The 15,924-nt window shown below is 46.5% G+C and carries 13 protein-coding genes and 4 tRNA genes; 6 read left to right on the forward strand and 11 right to left on the reverse strand.

Going from position 1 to position 15,924, the window contains the following annotated elements:
• Positions 1-48: 48 nt before the first annotated feature.
• From ADH67_RS03405 to ADH67_RS03430, 6 genes are all read right to left on the reverse strand, one after another.
• Positions 49-123, reverse strand: a tRNA-Thr gene (locus ADH67_RS03405).
• A 2-nt stretch (positions 124-125) separates the two neighbouring features.
• A tRNA-Gly gene (locus ADH67_RS03410) sits at positions 126-199 on the reverse strand.
• A gap of 41 nt (positions 200-240) precedes the next feature.
• Positions 241-326, reverse strand: a tRNA-Tyr gene (locus ADH67_RS03415).
• An 84-nt stretch (positions 327-410) separates the two neighbouring features.
• Positions 411-496, reverse strand: a tRNA-Tyr gene (locus tag ADH67_RS03420).
• A gap of 33 nt (positions 497-529) precedes the next feature.
• Positions 530-901 carry a hypothetical protein gene (locus ADH67_RS03425; RefSeq protein ID WP_066594853.1) on the reverse strand — a complete coding sequence of 124 codons (372 nt, stop codon included), beginning with the start codon at positions 899-901 and terminating at the stop codon, positions 530-532.
• Between the two features lie 12 nt (positions 902-913).
• On the reverse strand, positions 914-1,225 hold the full coding sequence (locus ADH67_RS03430; RefSeq protein ID WP_066594851.1) for a hypothetical protein: 312 nt from the start codon (positions 1,223-1,225) through the stop codon (positions 914-916).
• A gap of 214 nt (positions 1,226-1,439) precedes the next feature.
• On the opposite strand from ADH67_RS03430, the gene folE2 reads away from it, so the two are divergent.
• The 5 genes from folE2 to ADH67_RS03455 all read left to right on the forward strand — a co-directional run bounded on the left by folE2 (position 1,440) and on the right by ADH67_RS03455 (position 6,208).
• On the forward strand, positions 1,440-2,243 hold the full coding sequence (folE2, locus tag ADH67_RS03435; protein ID WP_066594850.1) for a GTP cyclohydrolase FolE2: 804 nt from the start codon (positions 1,440-1,442) through the stop codon (positions 2,241-2,243).
• 17 nt (positions 2,244-2,260) lie between these two features.
• On the forward strand, positions 2,261-3,994 hold the full coding sequence (gene argS, locus ADH67_RS03440) for an arginine--tRNA ligase (protein WP_066594848.1): 1,734 nt from the start codon (positions 2,261-2,263) through the stop codon (positions 3,992-3,994).
• Between the two features lie 2 nt (positions 3,995-3,996).
• Complete coding sequence (locus ADH67_RS03445) at positions 3,997-4,548, forward strand: SPOR domain-containing protein (RefSeq protein ID WP_066594846.1); 552 nt, start codon at positions 3,997-3,999, stop codon at positions 4,546-4,548.
• A gap of 111 nt (positions 4,549-4,659) precedes the next feature.
• Positions 4,660-5,295 carry a thiol:disulfide interchange protein DsbA/DsbL gene (locus tag ADH67_RS03450; protein WP_066594844.1) on the forward strand — a complete coding sequence of 212 codons (636 nt, stop codon included), beginning with the start codon at positions 4,660-4,662 and terminating at the stop codon, positions 5,293-5,295.
• A 139-nt stretch (positions 5,296-5,434) separates the two neighbouring features.
• Positions 5,435-6,208, forward strand: coding sequence for an SDR family oxidoreductase (locus ADH67_RS03455; RefSeq protein WP_066594842.1), 774 nt, complete (start codon positions 5,435-5,437; stop codon positions 6,206-6,208).
• Between the two features lie 34 nt (positions 6,209-6,242).
• Here the strand turns inward: ADH67_RS03455 and metC are convergent, their stop codons facing one another.
• The 5 genes from metC to ADH67_RS03480 all read right to left on the reverse strand — a co-directional run bounded on the left by metC (position 6,243) and on the right by ADH67_RS03480 (position 14,986).
• Positions 6,243-7,433, reverse strand: a complete 1,191-nt coding sequence (gene metC / locus ADH67_RS03460; RefSeq protein ID WP_066594841.1) for a cystathionine beta-lyase — start codon at positions 7,431-7,433, stop codon at positions 6,243-6,245.
• A 151-nt stretch (positions 7,434-7,584) separates the two neighbouring features.
• The gene (gene narI, locus ADH67_RS03465) at positions 7,585-8,301 is read right to left on the reverse strand and encodes a respiratory nitrate reductase subunit gamma (RefSeq protein WP_236578406.1); all 717 of its coding nucleotides are present in this window, start codon (positions 8,299-8,301) and stop codon (positions 7,585-7,587) included.
• Positions 8,301-9,899 carry a nitrate reductase subunit beta gene (gene narH / locus ADH67_RS03470; RefSeq protein WP_066594839.1) on the reverse strand — a complete coding sequence of 533 codons (1,599 nt, stop codon included), beginning with the start codon at positions 9,897-9,899 and terminating at the stop codon, positions 8,301-8,303. Before narH ends, narI begins: the two co-directional genes overlap by 1 nt.
• The gene (locus ADH67_RS03475) at positions 9,896-13,654 is read right to left on the reverse strand and encodes a nitrate reductase subunit alpha (RefSeq protein WP_066594838.1); all 3,759 of its coding nucleotides are present in this window, start codon (positions 13,652-13,654) and stop codon (positions 9,896-9,898) included. The genes narH and ADH67_RS03475 overlap by 4 nt, the downstream gene beginning before the upstream one ends.
• A gap of 36 nt (positions 13,655-13,690) precedes the next feature.
• Positions 13,691-14,986 carry an MFS transporter gene (locus ADH67_RS03480; protein WP_066594837.1) on the reverse strand — a complete coding sequence of 432 codons (1,296 nt, stop codon included), beginning with the start codon at positions 14,984-14,986 and terminating at the stop codon, positions 13,691-13,693.
• A gap of 226 nt (positions 14,987-15,212) precedes the next feature.
• Between ADH67_RS03480 and narJ the strand changes: the two genes are divergently transcribed.
• Positions 15,213-15,848 (forward strand): nitrate reductase molybdenum cofactor assembly chaperone, encoded by a 636-nt coding sequence (gene narJ / locus ADH67_RS03485; protein WP_066594836.1) that lies wholly within the window; start codon positions 15,213-15,215, stop codon positions 15,846-15,848.
• Positions 15,849-15,924 lie beyond the last annotated feature (76 nt).

The raw sequence follows: 15,924 nt of genomic DNA on the forward strand, positions 1-15,924 counted from the left end.
CCTGAATTCTGCCTTTGCAGATGTATTAAAAAATCTCGTATATAAATCTGGTGCCCATGACGCGGATTGAACGCGTGACCTCTCCCTTACCAAGGGAGTGCTCTACCACTGAGCCACATGGGCGATGGAGCGGGTGAAGGGAATCGAACCCTCGTCGTAAGCTTGGAAGGCTTCTGCTCTACCATTGAGCTACACCCGCGAAACTACAACCGAAGTTACTTTAGTTTCAACTCAGAATACTGGTGGAGAGGGATGGATTCGAACCATCGTAGGCGTGCGCCAACAGATTTACAGTCTGCCCCCTTTAGCCACTCGGGCACCCCTCCATGTATCAGAGAGTCGGAGATTTTAACAAGTTTTTAGGACTTGTCAAGTCAAGCGTTAATTTTTTGAAATATTTTGTTTCCTATTGGTGGAGGGGGATGGATTCGAACCATCGTAGGCGTGCGCCAACAGATTTACAGTCTGCCCCCTTTAGCCACTCGGGCACCCCTCCGAAAAGGAAACTGCCATTCTAACACAGGTTTCTTTACATTAGCAACTCAATCGCAATTCCGGCAAACATCAAACCCCAACCTACTGCAGAAATTCTTCCGAGCCAGGGCTTCCTAGTTTTTTCATTTTCAACTAAGGCTCTAATGACTTTATCCTTCTGCTCAGGGTCTTTAATGTAGGCGTAGGCTGCGATTTGTTCCCCTCTTGTGCTCAGAACAAGGAAAACTAGAGTCAGTCCAAAATCATTCAGAGCCCCACCCCAAATTTTTGAAGAGAGGCTAACCAATCCGTCGGCAAATGTCACCGCCGACAGGATATAAAGTACTAGATTCCAATAGTAGGCAATCCTCGTATCTTTAAGACGGATTTTCTTATTGGAATTAAAGGATTCGTTTTGTTTTTCCATTTCTAAATTAAATTATCTTCTGCCGTTTATTTCGTCTTTAATGACTTCGGCGTCTTCTATCTCTTGTCTCGTTCTGCCGATTCTGGCAGGTCTGCGGGAACCACGGTTTGAAGAGTGATCCTGATAATTGGTGTCGTATCTATCTTCTTCTGGCTCATTTTTATTAAAAACTCCCGCAATCCAACGAGAAGCTGCCAACAAAGCACAAACTCCGAAGAATCCCAGAAGCAGAGCACTGATAACCGGAATAACAAACATAGCTAACAGCACAATTACTGCCACGGCCGCCGCTACCCAGATAATTTTTTTTATCGGATAGTTCATCACGTTCCTTGTAAATTAATTGTCAACTCATGACTGATTGTTAATCTACGTCACTTTACAGGAAAATTTCAAAAGTTTTTTTGTTAAAAAATCCGTCTACCTTCGGATGAACCCAAAGATCCTCGATTATGAAAAAAGTTCACTCTCGATTCAAGGTATACTTGACAACTATCTTTGTTTTGGTACGGGTCTTTCCAGACCTTTTGAGGAAAAAATGACAAGTAATGATTTGATGGTCCTTCCGGACGTTCAATCCTCTCTCGACCGCCGTAATATTCCTATTGAAAAAGTTGGGGTCAAAGGGATCAAAACCCCGATTTTAGTTAAGACTGTTCTGGGTTCCCAGCACACTGTAGCCGATGTAGAAATGTACGTTTCTTTGCCGGCAGACAAAAAAGGCACCCATATGTCCCGCTTCTGGACATTACTCGAAAGCATTAATAAGCCTTTTTGCCCTACTCTTTTAACTGATGTAATGGCACAGATGCTTTCCTCTCTAAAAGCTGATGGCGGTTATATCAGTCTTACCTTTCCGTTCTTTATGGAAAAAGCCGCCCCGGTTTCTGAACTTCACAGCACAATGAACTATCAGGTTCGATTAGTTGCCGAGGCCAAAAACGGCCATATCAAAATTAATCAGAAAGTTGAAGCTCCGGTAACAAGTTTGTGCCCATGCAGCAAAGAAATCAGTAAGTATGGTGCACATAACCAGCGTTCTTTAGTTTCTATCAATGCGGAGCTCGAAACCAATTTTGCAATTGAAAAGCAAATTGAGATGATTGAATCTTCAGCTTCCTGTCCTGTTTGGGGTCTTTTGAAACGTTCTGACGAAAAATATGTTACTGAACATGCTTACGAAAATCCGAAGTTCGTTGAAGACTTAGTCAGAGATGTCGCCATCCTTTGCCAAGACGAACCGGCAATTCTCTCCTTCACAGTGGAAGCAGAAAACTTTGAGTCTATTCATAATCACTCTGCTTTTGCCTCGATCACTTTTTCTAAGAAAGCTGAAGAATAAGAGAGCGTCTTCAAAAAATGCTTAATACTCAGAAAGACTATATCTCGAGCCTCTTCACAGAGGCCCTGAAAGAAATTGGTGCTCCAGAAACTGCAAGGGTTATCCTGGAGAAGCCGAAGCAAGCTGCTCATGGCGATGTGGCCTGCACTGTGGCATTACAGTGCGCCAAAGCTATGAAGAAAGCACCTCGTGATATCGCCGCACAGCTTGTTGAAAAGATCAATGCACAGCCCGGTACCAAGACATTCTTTAAAAATATAGAAATTGCCGGTCCGGGCTTCATCAACATGACTTTGTCCGATCACGCAAAGCAGGAAGTCGTGAAGGTTGTTTTGGAAGAAGGAGCCAAATTCGGCTGTCTTCCAACCGACAAAGATAAAACTATTCTTATTGAGTTTGTTTCTGCGAATCCAACCGGTCCTCTTCACTTAGGTCACGCTCGCCAGGGTGCCCTCGGTGATGTGTTGACCAATTTGTTTAAGTCTCAAGGATGGGTTGTCAGCCGCGAGTTCTATTACAACGATGCTGGTGTTCAGATCCAGAAATTAACCGACAGCGTCCAGGCTCGAGCAAAAGAAATTTTGGGTAAAGATGTCAAATTCCCAGGAGACGGCTATCAAGGCGAATATATTCGCGATATCGCCCAGAAATATCTGGATAAAGAAAGCTTCACTGCATTCGACGGTGAACCAATTCACAGCAGCGGTAATATCGACGATCTAGAAAACATTCGTAAGTACGCTGTTGCTTATCTGAGAAACGAACAATACAACGATCTCCAAGCTTTCGGCGTCTCCTTTGATAACTATTTCTTAGAAAGCTCTTTATATAGAGACGGGAGAGTTCAGAACGCGGTTGCAGCCATCGATAAAGCCGGCAAGCTTTACGAGAAAGACGGTGCACTGTGGTTTAAATCCACAGATTTCGGCGATGATAAGGACCGTGTCGTAAAGAAGACTGACGGCACTTACACATATTTCGTTCCTGATGTGGCTTATCACCTCAACAAGTTTGAACGAGGATTCAAGAAAGCTTTGAACATTCAAGGCACAGACCACTTCGGTACAGTAGCACGTGTCCGTGCCGGCATTCAGGCGGCGGCCCCTGCTTTCAACTTTGAAGTTCCAAAAGATTTCCCTGCATATCTTCTTCATACGATGCTTCACGTCATCAAAGACGGTCAAGAAGTAAAGATGAGTAAGAGAGCCGGAACCTATGTAACTTTGCGTGATCTGATAACCTGGATTGGAAAAGACGCTGCCCGTTTGTTCTTAGTTAACAGAAAGAGCGACGCAGAATTCAATCTGGATATCGATTTGGCCCAAAGTCAGTCTGATGAAAATCCGGTGTATTACCTTCAATACGCTCATGCCCGCATTTGCTCCATTTTTGCGCAAGCTGCGGAAAAAGGATTCAAGGTTCCGAGCGAACAGCAGGCCTCAAGCTTCGATCTAAGCGTTTTAACAGCTCCTTCCGAGCTTGCTTTGATGAATTTGCTCTCTGACTACCCGAATGTTCTTGCCTCGTCCGCAAACGAACTTGCACCTCACAGCTTAGTTGCGTATTTGTCTGATCTGGCATCCAAGTTCCATTCTTTCTACAATTCTGAAAGAGTACTCGTTGAGGATGAGAAGACAAGAAACGCTCGTCTCGCTTTATTGTTGGCAGTCCAGCAAGTCTTCAAAAACGGCCTCGGAATCTTGGGAGTGTCAGCTCCGGAAAGATTGGACAGAGCCGATAAGGAGCAATAGAAATGGCAGGCAGATCCGGTTTTGGAACGTGGTTTTATGGATTTTTAGTCGGGGGTGTCGTAGGTGTTGGTGCCTGCGCAGCGGCTGCTCTTTTCATTACCAATGCACCGATTCCTTTTATCAATAAAGTGAACCAGGCCAGTGAGAAAATCAACCCTATCGCTAACGGTGCAATTCCGGATCCGAATGCTGCGCTTAACGGAACCGGAGACTCACCAGCCAACGCGCCCAAAAGCAAAGTTGTAACTGTAGAGCCTCAATATCCTAACTCTGCCGATACCGCCAACACCAAAGAAGAGGTTAAGCAGCCGGCTGAAGAAACTTACCGTTATGTTGTCCAAGCAGGTGCTTTCAAAGGAGAAGCGGAAGCAGAAAACCTGAGAGCAGAGCTCGGCCTTCTCGGCTTTGAATCCCGCATCATTAAGAGAGTTGAAAACGGAACAACATGGTACAGAGTCCGTCTCGGACCTTACGGGACCAATCAAGAAGCCAATGATGTCAAAACCCGCTTAATGCAGAACTCGTTCCAGGCAACAGTAGGACGAGTGAAATAAACATCTTCAGTAGTATCCGATACGCAGTCTTTTGACTGCGTATTGTTATTTAATTTCTCCTTCAGTTCAATTTACTAGCATTTTTGAATATTTAATTTATTAGGTTTAACTATGCTCAGACGTTCAATACTTGCTGCAGCTATCGCAGCTTTTATGCCTCTGACAGTTTTTGCATCTGCGGATAAACCAGTTGCCGGAACTGATTACGTTGCTTTAAAAACTCCGGTTCAAACTTCCAATCCAAAGAAAATCGAAGTTCTTACATTTTTTGCTTATACCTGTCCGCACTGCTACACCTATGAAAAATCAGTAGAGCCTTGGGCAGCCCAGCTTCCGAATGATGTTGTTTTCAAGAGAATCCCGGTGGCATGGTCTGATAAAACCAAGCACTTCACTCAGACCTATTACGCGCTTGAAGCACTCAATAAGCTCGATCCGTACCACGACATGATGTTCAATGCCGTTATTAAAGAAGGCAGAGAAATGCCGGACCTTAACAGCGTTGCTGATTATTTAGCCTCCAATGGGCTGAATAAGGAAGAGTTCTTAAAGGCCGCTAATTCTTTCTCCACAAGGATGAACACTGAAAAGGCCCGCAAAACATGGATGGCTTATGACATCGACGGCACTCCTTGCAATGCAGTCAACGGTAAATACATCACCGCTCCTCATATGGTCGGGACACGCGAGGGTGCAATCCAGGTGATGGATTTCCTGATCAATAAAGAAAGAGAAAATAACAAATAATTTTCTCTTCTGCGAACAAGCTCCTTAATGTTCTACTTTAAGGGGCTTTTTTTCCATTCGCAGCCTGCAGGAATCCCGACTGCACGATTAAAATAATCTTTTTATTGCGGTTTTGTACGCTTTCACGGAAATTAAATAAATGAACATTTTTCTCACAGGAGCTTCCAGCGGAATCGGGGAAGCGCTCGCAAAAGAATTTGCCGCTAAGGGCGCTACTCTCGGACTTGTTGCCAGAAGAAAAGAAAAACTCGATGAGATTATCTCCCGCCTTCCACACTCTCATTTGCATAAAGCCATTGTCTGCGATGTAACTGATAGAGAAAAACTGATTGAAGAAGCCCGTAAGTTCGATAAAGAATGCGGCGGCGTGGATGTGGCAATCGCCTGTGCAGGTGTCTCTATCGGAGTCAAAACACAATTCAAAGAGGACTTGGAAGTATTTGACCAAGTATTCGAAACCAATGTGTTATCCATGGCTTCCACTTTCCACGCTTTTGAAGCACCGATGATGGAAAGAAAAAGAGGAACGTTGGTTGGTATTGCCAGCGTAGCCGGCATCCGCGGCTTACCGGGGAGCGAAGCGTACTGCGCAAGCAAGTCAGCAGTCATCACTTACTGCGAAAGTCTGCGCGTGGAAATGAAAAAGCACGGCGTGGACGTCGTGACCATTTCTCCGGGATTTGTGAAGACACCTTTAACCGCCAAAAATCCCTACAAGATGCCTTTCCTTCTGACACCAGAAGAATTTGCCAAAGAGGCTGTTAAAGCTATCTTTGAGAAAAAATCTTATGTGACGATTCCTTGGCAAATGGGCGTGCTCTCTAAAGTTCTGAGGATCATTCCAAACTGCTTGTTCGATAAGATTTTGGCTTCAAGAAAGCAGAAACCAAGAAAAACCTCAACACAGAACTAACAAAATGGCGCTTCTGGCGCCTTTTCTTTCTTCGTTAAGGTGTTTCCTTTCGCAGTGCTTCAAAACCTCTCTGAAGGTCTTTTATAAGGTCCTCTGAATCTTCCAGCCCGATAGACAACCGAAGCATCTTTTCAAAAGCGGTTGAGTCGTCTTTGCTTCGCTTTCCGTAACTTCGGATAAGCAAACTTTCATACCCGCCCCACGAATATCCAAGTCCAAAGAGTTTCAGATTGTCTAAGAAACTATCCAAAGCGGCATCAGGAATGCTGTCTTTCAACTTGACAGCGAACAAAGCGGATGCGCCCGTGAAATCTCTTTTCCAAATCGGATAACCGGGATCTTTTTCGTGAGCAGGCCACAAAATCTTCTCGACCTCGGGCTGCTGTTCTAACCAATGAATAATTCTCTGCGCCGATTTGAACTGTGCCTCCATTCTGACTTTCATCGTCCGAATGCCGCGATGGGCCAAATAAATAGTGTCTGCCGGAACTAATTGTCCCATCGTAGTGCTGACGGCCTTTACCAAAAGCCACGCCTTGGCATTGCAGGTTGCCGTTGACATCAGCAAATCAGAATGGCCTCCTATATATTTCGTCACAGCATGTATGACAACATCGACACCGACTTTCAACGGCTGGAAATACATTGGGCTAGCCCAAGTGTTGTCGATCATGGTCCAGACGTTATGTTTTTGAGCAACACGAACAATCGCCGGGACATCCTGCATCTCAAAGGAGTGACTTCCAGGGCTCTCCATGTAAATCAAGCGCGTGTTCGAACGTATGAGCTCTTCGATTCCCTCACCTATCGTCGGAATATAAAACTCAACCTCAATTCCTAGTCCTCGTAGAATCGTTTCACAAAACTGTCGTGTAGGTCCGTAGACGGAGTCTGTAACCAACACATGGTCGCCTGCCTTCACAAAAGCAAAAAAAGGAATCACGCAGCCGGCAAGTCCGGTGGAATAGGCCCAAGTACCAACCCCGCCTTCCAGTTCGTTCATCAATTGATAGAAAGCATCGTGTGTAGGGCCACCCTCGGTCCCATAAGTCAGAACTTCCTCTCCGTTCATTTGACGGCGTGTCCTTTCTTTCATATCTGCGGAAGAATGATGCAAAACCGTAGAGCCATTAAACGGTGGAATATTGACAAAACCTTGGCTCACGCCTGTGTTTCTACCAACATGAACCAGCTTAGTTGAAATACTTGAAGAAAAGTCACTCATACTCGGCTCCCGTGTGTTCTTCGGCTAGGGCGAAAATTGTATACCAGCCGTTATCCTTAAACAATCACCTTAGATTGGAGCGGAGTTATTTCGCGTCGGCCAAAAAGAAACCCGAGCGTCAAGGCCCGGGCTTCTCTTCTGAAACAACCTGTTACTTCATTGGTTTCCTATTAATGCGCATAATCTGATGCGGTCTGATAAGAAACAATGGCGTGAAGTATCCGCTCCAGATGTGAGCCAGTCTGGTAAAAGGAACGACCAAGAAAACCAACAAACCGATGAAGATATGCCATTTCTGAGGTTCAGGAACCTGCAGCATGTATGTCCAGGCGTTCGGGTCGAAAGTAAGTAAACCGTGAACCCAGGAGCGGAACAATACGATGGTTGCGCCGGAGTGGTCATACAGATAAGACTCAATGACGGAAGCGCATCCGAAGAGCAGTACAGCAATCAGGAGAATCAAAACCAGGTAGTCGCTTGGTCTTGATGCTGTTCTGACTCTGTCATTGAAACAACGGCGGAAGAACAGAATAAAGATGCCAAGGACTGCTACAACGGCAAAGGTGCCTCCTACAAAGACTTCAACCAACTGGTGAACGGCAGGAGTCATTCCCATCATGTCGAGGATTGCGCTCGGTGTAAAGAGGCCGAAGACGTGACCGAAGAACACGATGATGACACCGATGTGGAACAAATTTGCACCCCACATCAAGTCTTTTTTATCGATGAGTTCGCTGCTTTGGCTCTTCCAGGAAAACGGGCTAATCAGATACCTGGCAAAGCTGCCGAGAAGCAGGATTGCCAAGATCGCATAAGGCATCACTTGGAAGATCACGAAATTTAAGGTTAGATAGAGATCATTCATCATTAGCCTCCCACCTTATCGGTACTGCGTTCATACTCTTCGAAAAGAGGGATGACCTTTCGGTTCATTGGACCGCCGAAGATAACCGACGCTCTGCGGCGCATATCAGCACCGCCGCCCAAGTTAATTCCTTGAGAACCCTGAGACAGCATACTTGCCATATGGTTGCGGTTGGCTGACGGCACGACAAAGCGATCTTTATAGTCGGCAATAGCAAAGAGGTTATGCATGTCGCAAACATCCTGCAATGTCAGTCCCAAAGAATCCAGAAGCTTAACGTCCGGACTATTCTTGAGCTCTTCAGGGAACACTTCACAAGTCAGGAACTGAGATATTCCGGCGCCGTTGCTGTAAGAACGAAGGATCTTTCTTTCAGCCAACAGGCGTCCTAGAGCATCCAGAACCGGTTTTGTATTGCCTGCGGTAAACAGATTTGCCAAGTACTGGACAGGAATACGCAGACTTTCTACATCCGGAAGATCGCCCTTCAAAGAAAGCTTACCGGCATCGACTGCCTGAGCAATCGGAGAAAGCGGCGGAACATACCAAACCATAGGCAGAGTTCTGAATTCCGGATGCAGCGGAAGCGCTACGCCCCATTTGCAGATCATCTTGTAGATCGGAGATTTCTTCGCGGCCTCGATCCAGTCGTGAGAAATTCCGGCTTCAAGCGCCTGAGCCTCAACATTCGGATCGTTAGGATCCAAGAAAATGGACTTCTGGGCTGCGTAAAGATCTTCTTCGTTTGGTATAGAAGCGAGCTCTTTAACGCGGTCCGCATCGTAAAGCATTACGCCCATGTAACGAATACGCCCGACGCAGGTTTCAGCGCAAACGGTCGGCTGGCCGCTTTCTACACGCGGATAACAGAAAATACATTTTTCTGCTTTCCCGGTAGACCAGTTGTAATAAACCTTCTTGTACGGGCAGCCGGAGACGCACATTCTCCATCCGCGGCACTTGTTCTGGTCGACCAAGACAATGCCGTCTTCTTCACGCTTATAGATGGAACCGGACGGACAGCTGGCTACGCAGGCTGGGTTCAAGCAGTGTTCGCATAGACGCGGCAGATAGTACAAGAAAGTGTTCTTGTACTGTGCGTAAATTTCGCGCTCTACGTTAGCTAAGTTGACGTCCGGGGTAGTCATCAGATCGGTACCGCCGAGGTTATCATCCCATGCAGCACTGTTAACAATCTTCTTCATCTTCTTTCCGGTCAGATAAGAGATTGGCTGTGCCGTCACAGAAGTCTTCATACGAGGAGCTTTCTGCAGGTTCTGATAATCGAAGGTATACGGCTCGTAGTACTCATCAATTCCCGGAAGCTTGCCGTTGGCAAAAATTCCGGCGAGTACGCCGAGTTTGCTGCCGCGGCGAAGGCGAAGAGTACCGTTTTTAAGTTCCCAGCCGCCCAGCCACTTCTTCTGGTTTTCCCATTGTTTCGGATAACCGATGCCCGGCTTTGTTTCAACGTTGTTGAACCAAACATATTCGGTGCCGGGGCGGTTAGTCCACACATTCTTACAGGTAACGGAACAAGTATGACAACCGATGCATTTATCGAGGTTTAATACCATCCCTATTTGTGCACGGATTTTCATAAATTACCTCCTTTGCTCGGAGCTTCTTCTTCCATCCAGTCGATATCATTCATCTTTCTCATCCACACGAAGTCATCTCTGTTTGGAGCGATAGTTCCGTAATAATTGAAGGCATAAGAGAGGTGAGCGTAACCGCCGATCATATGAGTCGGATTGACGATAACTCTTGTCGGGGAGTTATGGTCGCCGCCTCTCATGTGGTTAATCTCAGATCCCGGTGTATTAACTGTCTTTTCAGTAGCGTGCTGCATGATGCACAGGCCTTCCGGCATTCTTGAAGAGACAATGGCTCTGGCAACAACTGAACCGTTGCAATTCCAGCATTCGATCCAATCGTTATCAACGATGCCGGCGTTAGCCGCATCGAGGTTGCTCATCCAAACTACTGGGCCTCCTCTGGACAGCGCAAGCATTCTTTCGTTGTCGTAATAAGTGGAGTGAATACCCCATTTCTGGTGGGCGGTCATAAAGTTCAACATGATGACTTTATTGCCGTTCGCCGCAATATCCTTATAACCCTCCAACGATCTCTGGAATGCAGGCGGACGATACTGAGCGAATTCCTGACCAAAAGCTCTCATCCAGCTATGGTCTTGATAGAACTGCTGTCGTCCTGTCAGAGTACGCCACGGAAGTTTAACAAACACGTTCTGCCAGAATGCGACATACGGAGTTTCCGGAGTAATTGTGCCAGACCAGTCCGGAGCAGTGAATGTCTTTACGGGACGATGAGCCAAATCGTCGAAGGTAATCTTGTCTTCGATATGACCTTCGGACATCCAGCGGCATTTAACACCGCATTGGTTTTCAACGAATGTCCAGCTGCGGTATGACAAAGCACCGTTAGTTTCCGGAGAAACTCTCATAATGAAGTTTGCTGCATTGATGTCGGTAAGCATCTTCGGACGGCCTTTGGCGACACCTTCGGTGACCGTACCGTTCAACTGTTTTAACTCTTCAATTTCCGGATCCAGGTTCCATTTGATGCCGCGATTGCCGCCTCCCTTTGTACTGAGCAAAGGTCCGACAGACGTGTACTTATCGTAAATAGTGCGGTAGTCTCTCGGAACTGCGTGAATCAACGGAGCCGTCTTGCCTGGAATCAAATCGCATTCGCCCTTATACCAGGCCTTAACATCCAAAGCTTGACCCAATTCATGAGGAGAATCGTGACCGAGCGGCGTCATAACCATGTCAACGACGTTGCCGAATTTATCCGGATACATCGCGGCGATTTCAGAAAGTTTTTTGGCGATATCCTTATAAGTATCCCAGTCGCAGCGGCCTTCCCAAGAACATTGAACGGCTTTAACGAACGGATGGATGAAACTGTGCATATCCGTTGTGTTGATATCGTTCTTTTCGTAGAAAGTAGCTGTCGGAAGAATGATGTCGGAGTAAATGGACGTTGTACTCATACGGAAGTCCATATTGACCAACAGATCCAATTTACCTGTGACAGGGGGACGCCATTTAACCATCTGCGGAAGCAGCGTGCCGTCCTTTTCTGTTAATTCCCCGCCAAGAATACCGCTCTGAGTTCCCATTAAATGTCTAAGGAAGTATTCCTGACCTTTACCGGAAGAACCGAGCAGGTTCGAACGCCAAACAAATAAGTTTCTCGGCCAGTTTTCTTCAGCATCCAAATCTTGGCAGCTGAACTGAATCTTCTTGGTCTTGAGCTGATCGATCAAATACTGAGTTGGATCCTCGTTGGCCTTCTGAGCAAGCGAAGCAATTTTTGTTGGGTTGACGTTGAGCTGAGGAGCAGAAGGCAACCAGCCCATCATTTCGGACTTAACGTTATAGTCGACGTAAGTACCGTTATAAACTTTGGTATCTGCTAGAGGAGACAACATATCCGAAAGAGGAATTCTTTCGTAACGCCACTGGTCGGTATGTTCATAGAAGTAGCTAGTCGCATTCATATGGCGGCTGGCGGGCTCCCAGTCTTTAGCAAAGGAGTATTCGGACCATCCGGCTTCCGGACGAATCTTTTCCTGACCCACATAGTGGCACCAGCCTCCGCCGACGACACCGCAAGTACCGCACATCAACAGAAGATAAATAATCGTACGGTAAGTGTTATCGGTCTGGAACCACTGGTTAACGCCTGCGCCCATCAGAACGCAGGCACGGCCTTTGGTCTTAGAAGCAGCTTTTGCAAACTCACGAGCTACAGTGATTGCATATTCGGGTTCAACGCCGGTAATGACAGACTGCCATGCCGGTGTAAACGGCACGTTATCTTCGTAGCTGTGAGCAACTTCACCGCCCAAGCCTCTGTCGACGCCAAGGTAACTGCCGAACAAATCGAACACTGTAGCAACCAAGTATTCTTTTCCGTCAACTTTAATTGTCTTGGCAGGAACTTTTCTAACGATAACATCGGAAGTCTGTTCGTTCGGAGTGAACATCGGGCGTTCTCTTCCGCCGAAATACGGGAAGGAAACATCGACTACTTCCGGCGAATCCTTCAAGAAAGATAGCTGCGGCTTAATTTCTTTGCCGGTACGTCCGTCTACGGAGTTCAAATTCCATTTGCCGAGATCCTGTCCTTCTTTTTGACCCCAACGGTAACCCATTGAGCCCTGCGGAACGGCCACATCTTTTGTCAGTTCGTCATAGACGACGGTCTTCCATTCCGGATTGTTTTCTCCGGCCGGAGCGCCGATATCGCATTCACGAAGCAGACGTCCCGGAACATATCCGCCCTTCTCATTCTTGTCGAGCATGACAAGCATTGGGAAGTCGGTATAGTTTCTAACGTATTCGGTGAAGTACGGATCCGGATTTTCATAGTGGAACTCTTTGAAGATGACGTGAGCCATAGACAAAGCCAAAGCAGCATCGGTTGCCTGCTTCGGATGGATCCACATATCGGCGTCTTTCGTTACTTCCACATAATCCGGGCAGACATTTACAACCTTGGTACCGTTATAACGGGCTTCAATCAGGAAGTGTGCGTCCGGAGAACGGGTCATAGAAATATTCGTACCCCAAACAATGATGTAACTGGAGTAGTACCAAGCTTCCGATTCTGGAACGTCAGTTTGTTCGCCCCATGTCTGGGGAGATGACGGCGGCAAATCGCAGTACCAGTCATAGAAAGAGAGAGGCGTACCGCCGATTAAGCACAGATACCGAGTACCTGCACCGTAGGAGACCATAGAGTAGCCTGGAATCGGTGAGAAACCGGCGATTCTATCAGGACCGTACTTGTCAATCGTGTAGAGGTTGGCAGTAGCGATAATTTCCAGAGCGGTATTCCAGGAAGTTCTAACCAATCCGCCCATACCGCGGGCTTCGCAATAGGCCTTCTTCTTTTGCGGATCTTCAACAATGCTCTTCCAAGCAGCTAGCGGATCCATTGTCTTCCGAGCTTCTTCCCAATAGTTTAGAAGTTCTGCTCTGATTAACGGATGTTTAATTCTGGAGGCACTGTAGAGATACCAAGAGTAACTTGCTCCTCTAGGACAGCCGCGAGGTTCGTGATTCGGAACTCCGGGAGGCGTTGGGGGGTAGTCAGTTTCTTGGGTTTCCCATGTGACAATACCGTCCTTAACGTATACCTTCCAGCTGCAGGAGCCGGTACAGTTAACGCCGTGGGTAGAACGGACGATTTTGTCATGTGCCCATCTGTCTCTGTAAGCCTGTTCCCAACCGCGGTCAGCGTTTACAACTTCACCCCAACCATCTGAATAGGAACCGACCTTCTTTGAGAAGAACAGAGAACTTTTCATCATTCCAGGCATATAGGTTCTCCCTTTTTTATTTATTTGTTCGACGAATTAGCAAAGATCCGGGGCATCTTTACGGTCGTAGTAATAAATATTGATTAATAAGATAGCGATAAAGATTGCTGTTGTTACGGCAAACATTGTTGCTGCATTGGTTTCAGCCAAGAGGACGCCGATAGTGAAAGGACCATAAGCACCGATTGCGGAAGTCCAGCCAACGACTGCACCTCCCTGAAGCGGCGGAAACAGAACAGCCATCTGTTCAGTAGTGGAAGCATTGCCGACACCGGTCCAGAAGAATACCCAGAACATAAAGCCTAACCAAATCCAGCATCCCATTACAGAATCTGGTTTGTAGAGCCACAACCCGAGCAAGCCGATGATATTGCAGACAGCCATAATCGTGGTGACGCGGCCGCCGCGGATGGAGTCAGCAACCTTACCGGCACCGACTCTTGACAAAGCACCGATGACAGGGCCTAACCAAGCTAAAGCAACGACGTTAGGAGCGTTTTCGATATGAGCAAATTCGTGAGTTCCCAACAAAGCCAACTGAGCACCGAGACCGGCGAATGTAGCGAATGTCCCGTAATAGAACAAGGTCATAAACCAGGTGTGTTTATTGCCGAAAATAGACCACTGCTTCTTGATATTTGCGGTTACGGGAACTGAACGCAAGCAAAGCCAAGACAGAATAGTAATAATGACGACGAACGGAATCCAAATCCAGGCTGCATTCTGAAGCCAGTATTGAACCGTCTTGCCGTCAGCCAAGTGAGCGACCTGAGGAGCGCCAAGTGCTGCAAAAGCGCTGAAGCCGATTACTAATGGTGTGACAAACTGAACTAAACCGGTACCGAAGTCAGACAGGCCGCCCTGGACGCCCAAAGCAAATCCTCTCTGCTTTTTCGGGAAGTAGTAGTTAGTACTTGCCATCAAGCCAGAGAATGTACCGCCGCCAATACCACTGAACAAAGAGAACAGCAACAAGACCCAATACGGTGTACCAGGGTTCATTACTGCGTATACCCAGCAGAACAGCGGGATCAACAGCAAAGCCGTTGAAAAAGTTACTAAAATTCTTGTTCCCAAAATCGGGGGTAAGAAGGTCCAAATAATTCTTAAAGTTCCGGCGGAAAGGCCTACCATAGCCACCAACCAATACAATTGGCGATGGTCAAGCTGAAAGCCGACCTCATTTAATCTAGGAGCCAAAGAAGGTACCAAGAACCAGGCACAAAAGCCCAATGTCAAACTGAAGGTACTTAACCAAACTGTTGTCCATGCTAATGTTTTATTCCATTGGGCAGGATTTTCAGGGTTCCAAACCTTAATATCTGCACGCATAATGCGCTCCTTTAATTTATGGATTATCTTCTTGAAGTGTAGGAGTTATCCCCTACTACCCCTTTGAAAATCTTCCATTTTGGGCTTATCTCCCCGATCTTTATCACTGAAATAAGCATTTACAATTATCGATTTGGGTATTCACACCGCCCCCTGGAGTTGTTAGCGTACTTATCTTTTGTATGATCTCTATGTGTAGAGATAACCCTTAATTAGGGGGTAAATAATGAATATTGAATTAAAGGCCATGGCTTGTCTGCTTGTTTACCCGAGGCAGCAATTATTTGATGAACTAGATGAGATTTCTTCGTCGATTCAAAATGCGCCTACTCTCAGTCACAAAGTCAAGGAGAATTTGTCCAAGATGATTGAACACTTTTCTTCATCATCTTTAGCAAATCTGCAAGGAATTTATGTCTCCACTTTCGATTTAGGTAAGAAAGCCAGTTTGAATTTATTCGAACATCTGCATGGTGATTCCCGCGGCAGAGGTTCTGCAATGCTCAATCTTCTGCGCCTGTATGAGGATCATGGTCTGAAGTTTGAGAGCAATGAACTACCAGATTTCCTTCCGGCGATCTTGGAGTTCCTATCCGGACTCAAATTTGCTGATGCTCAGATGTGGCTTGCAAGTGCCGCGCCGCTTATTCAATCCATCAACCGTGAGCTTAAGCTAATGAATAGTCCGTGGCTTCCGGTCACCGAAGCTTTATTATCGATTGCCAATGTGAAACCGGAGAAAGCGGAGCTTACTCAAGACGATTTAACTCCGACTTTAGATGCCGAATGGCAGGATCAGCCCGTTACCTTCGGAGGCGGTGCCAATCCGGTTGAACAGCTTATCCGATTTGTGAAAAAGTAAGTTTTTTTCGAAGTATTCAAATAGAAAACAAGGAATCCAACTTTAGCTGTTGGAGTCCTTTTTTACTTTCTGAGGT

Source organism: Turicimonas muris, assembly GCF_002221595.1.
GTDB classification, from domain to species: Bacteria; Pseudomonadota; Gammaproteobacteria; order Burkholderiales; family Burkholderiaceae_F; genus Turicimonas; species Turicimonas muris.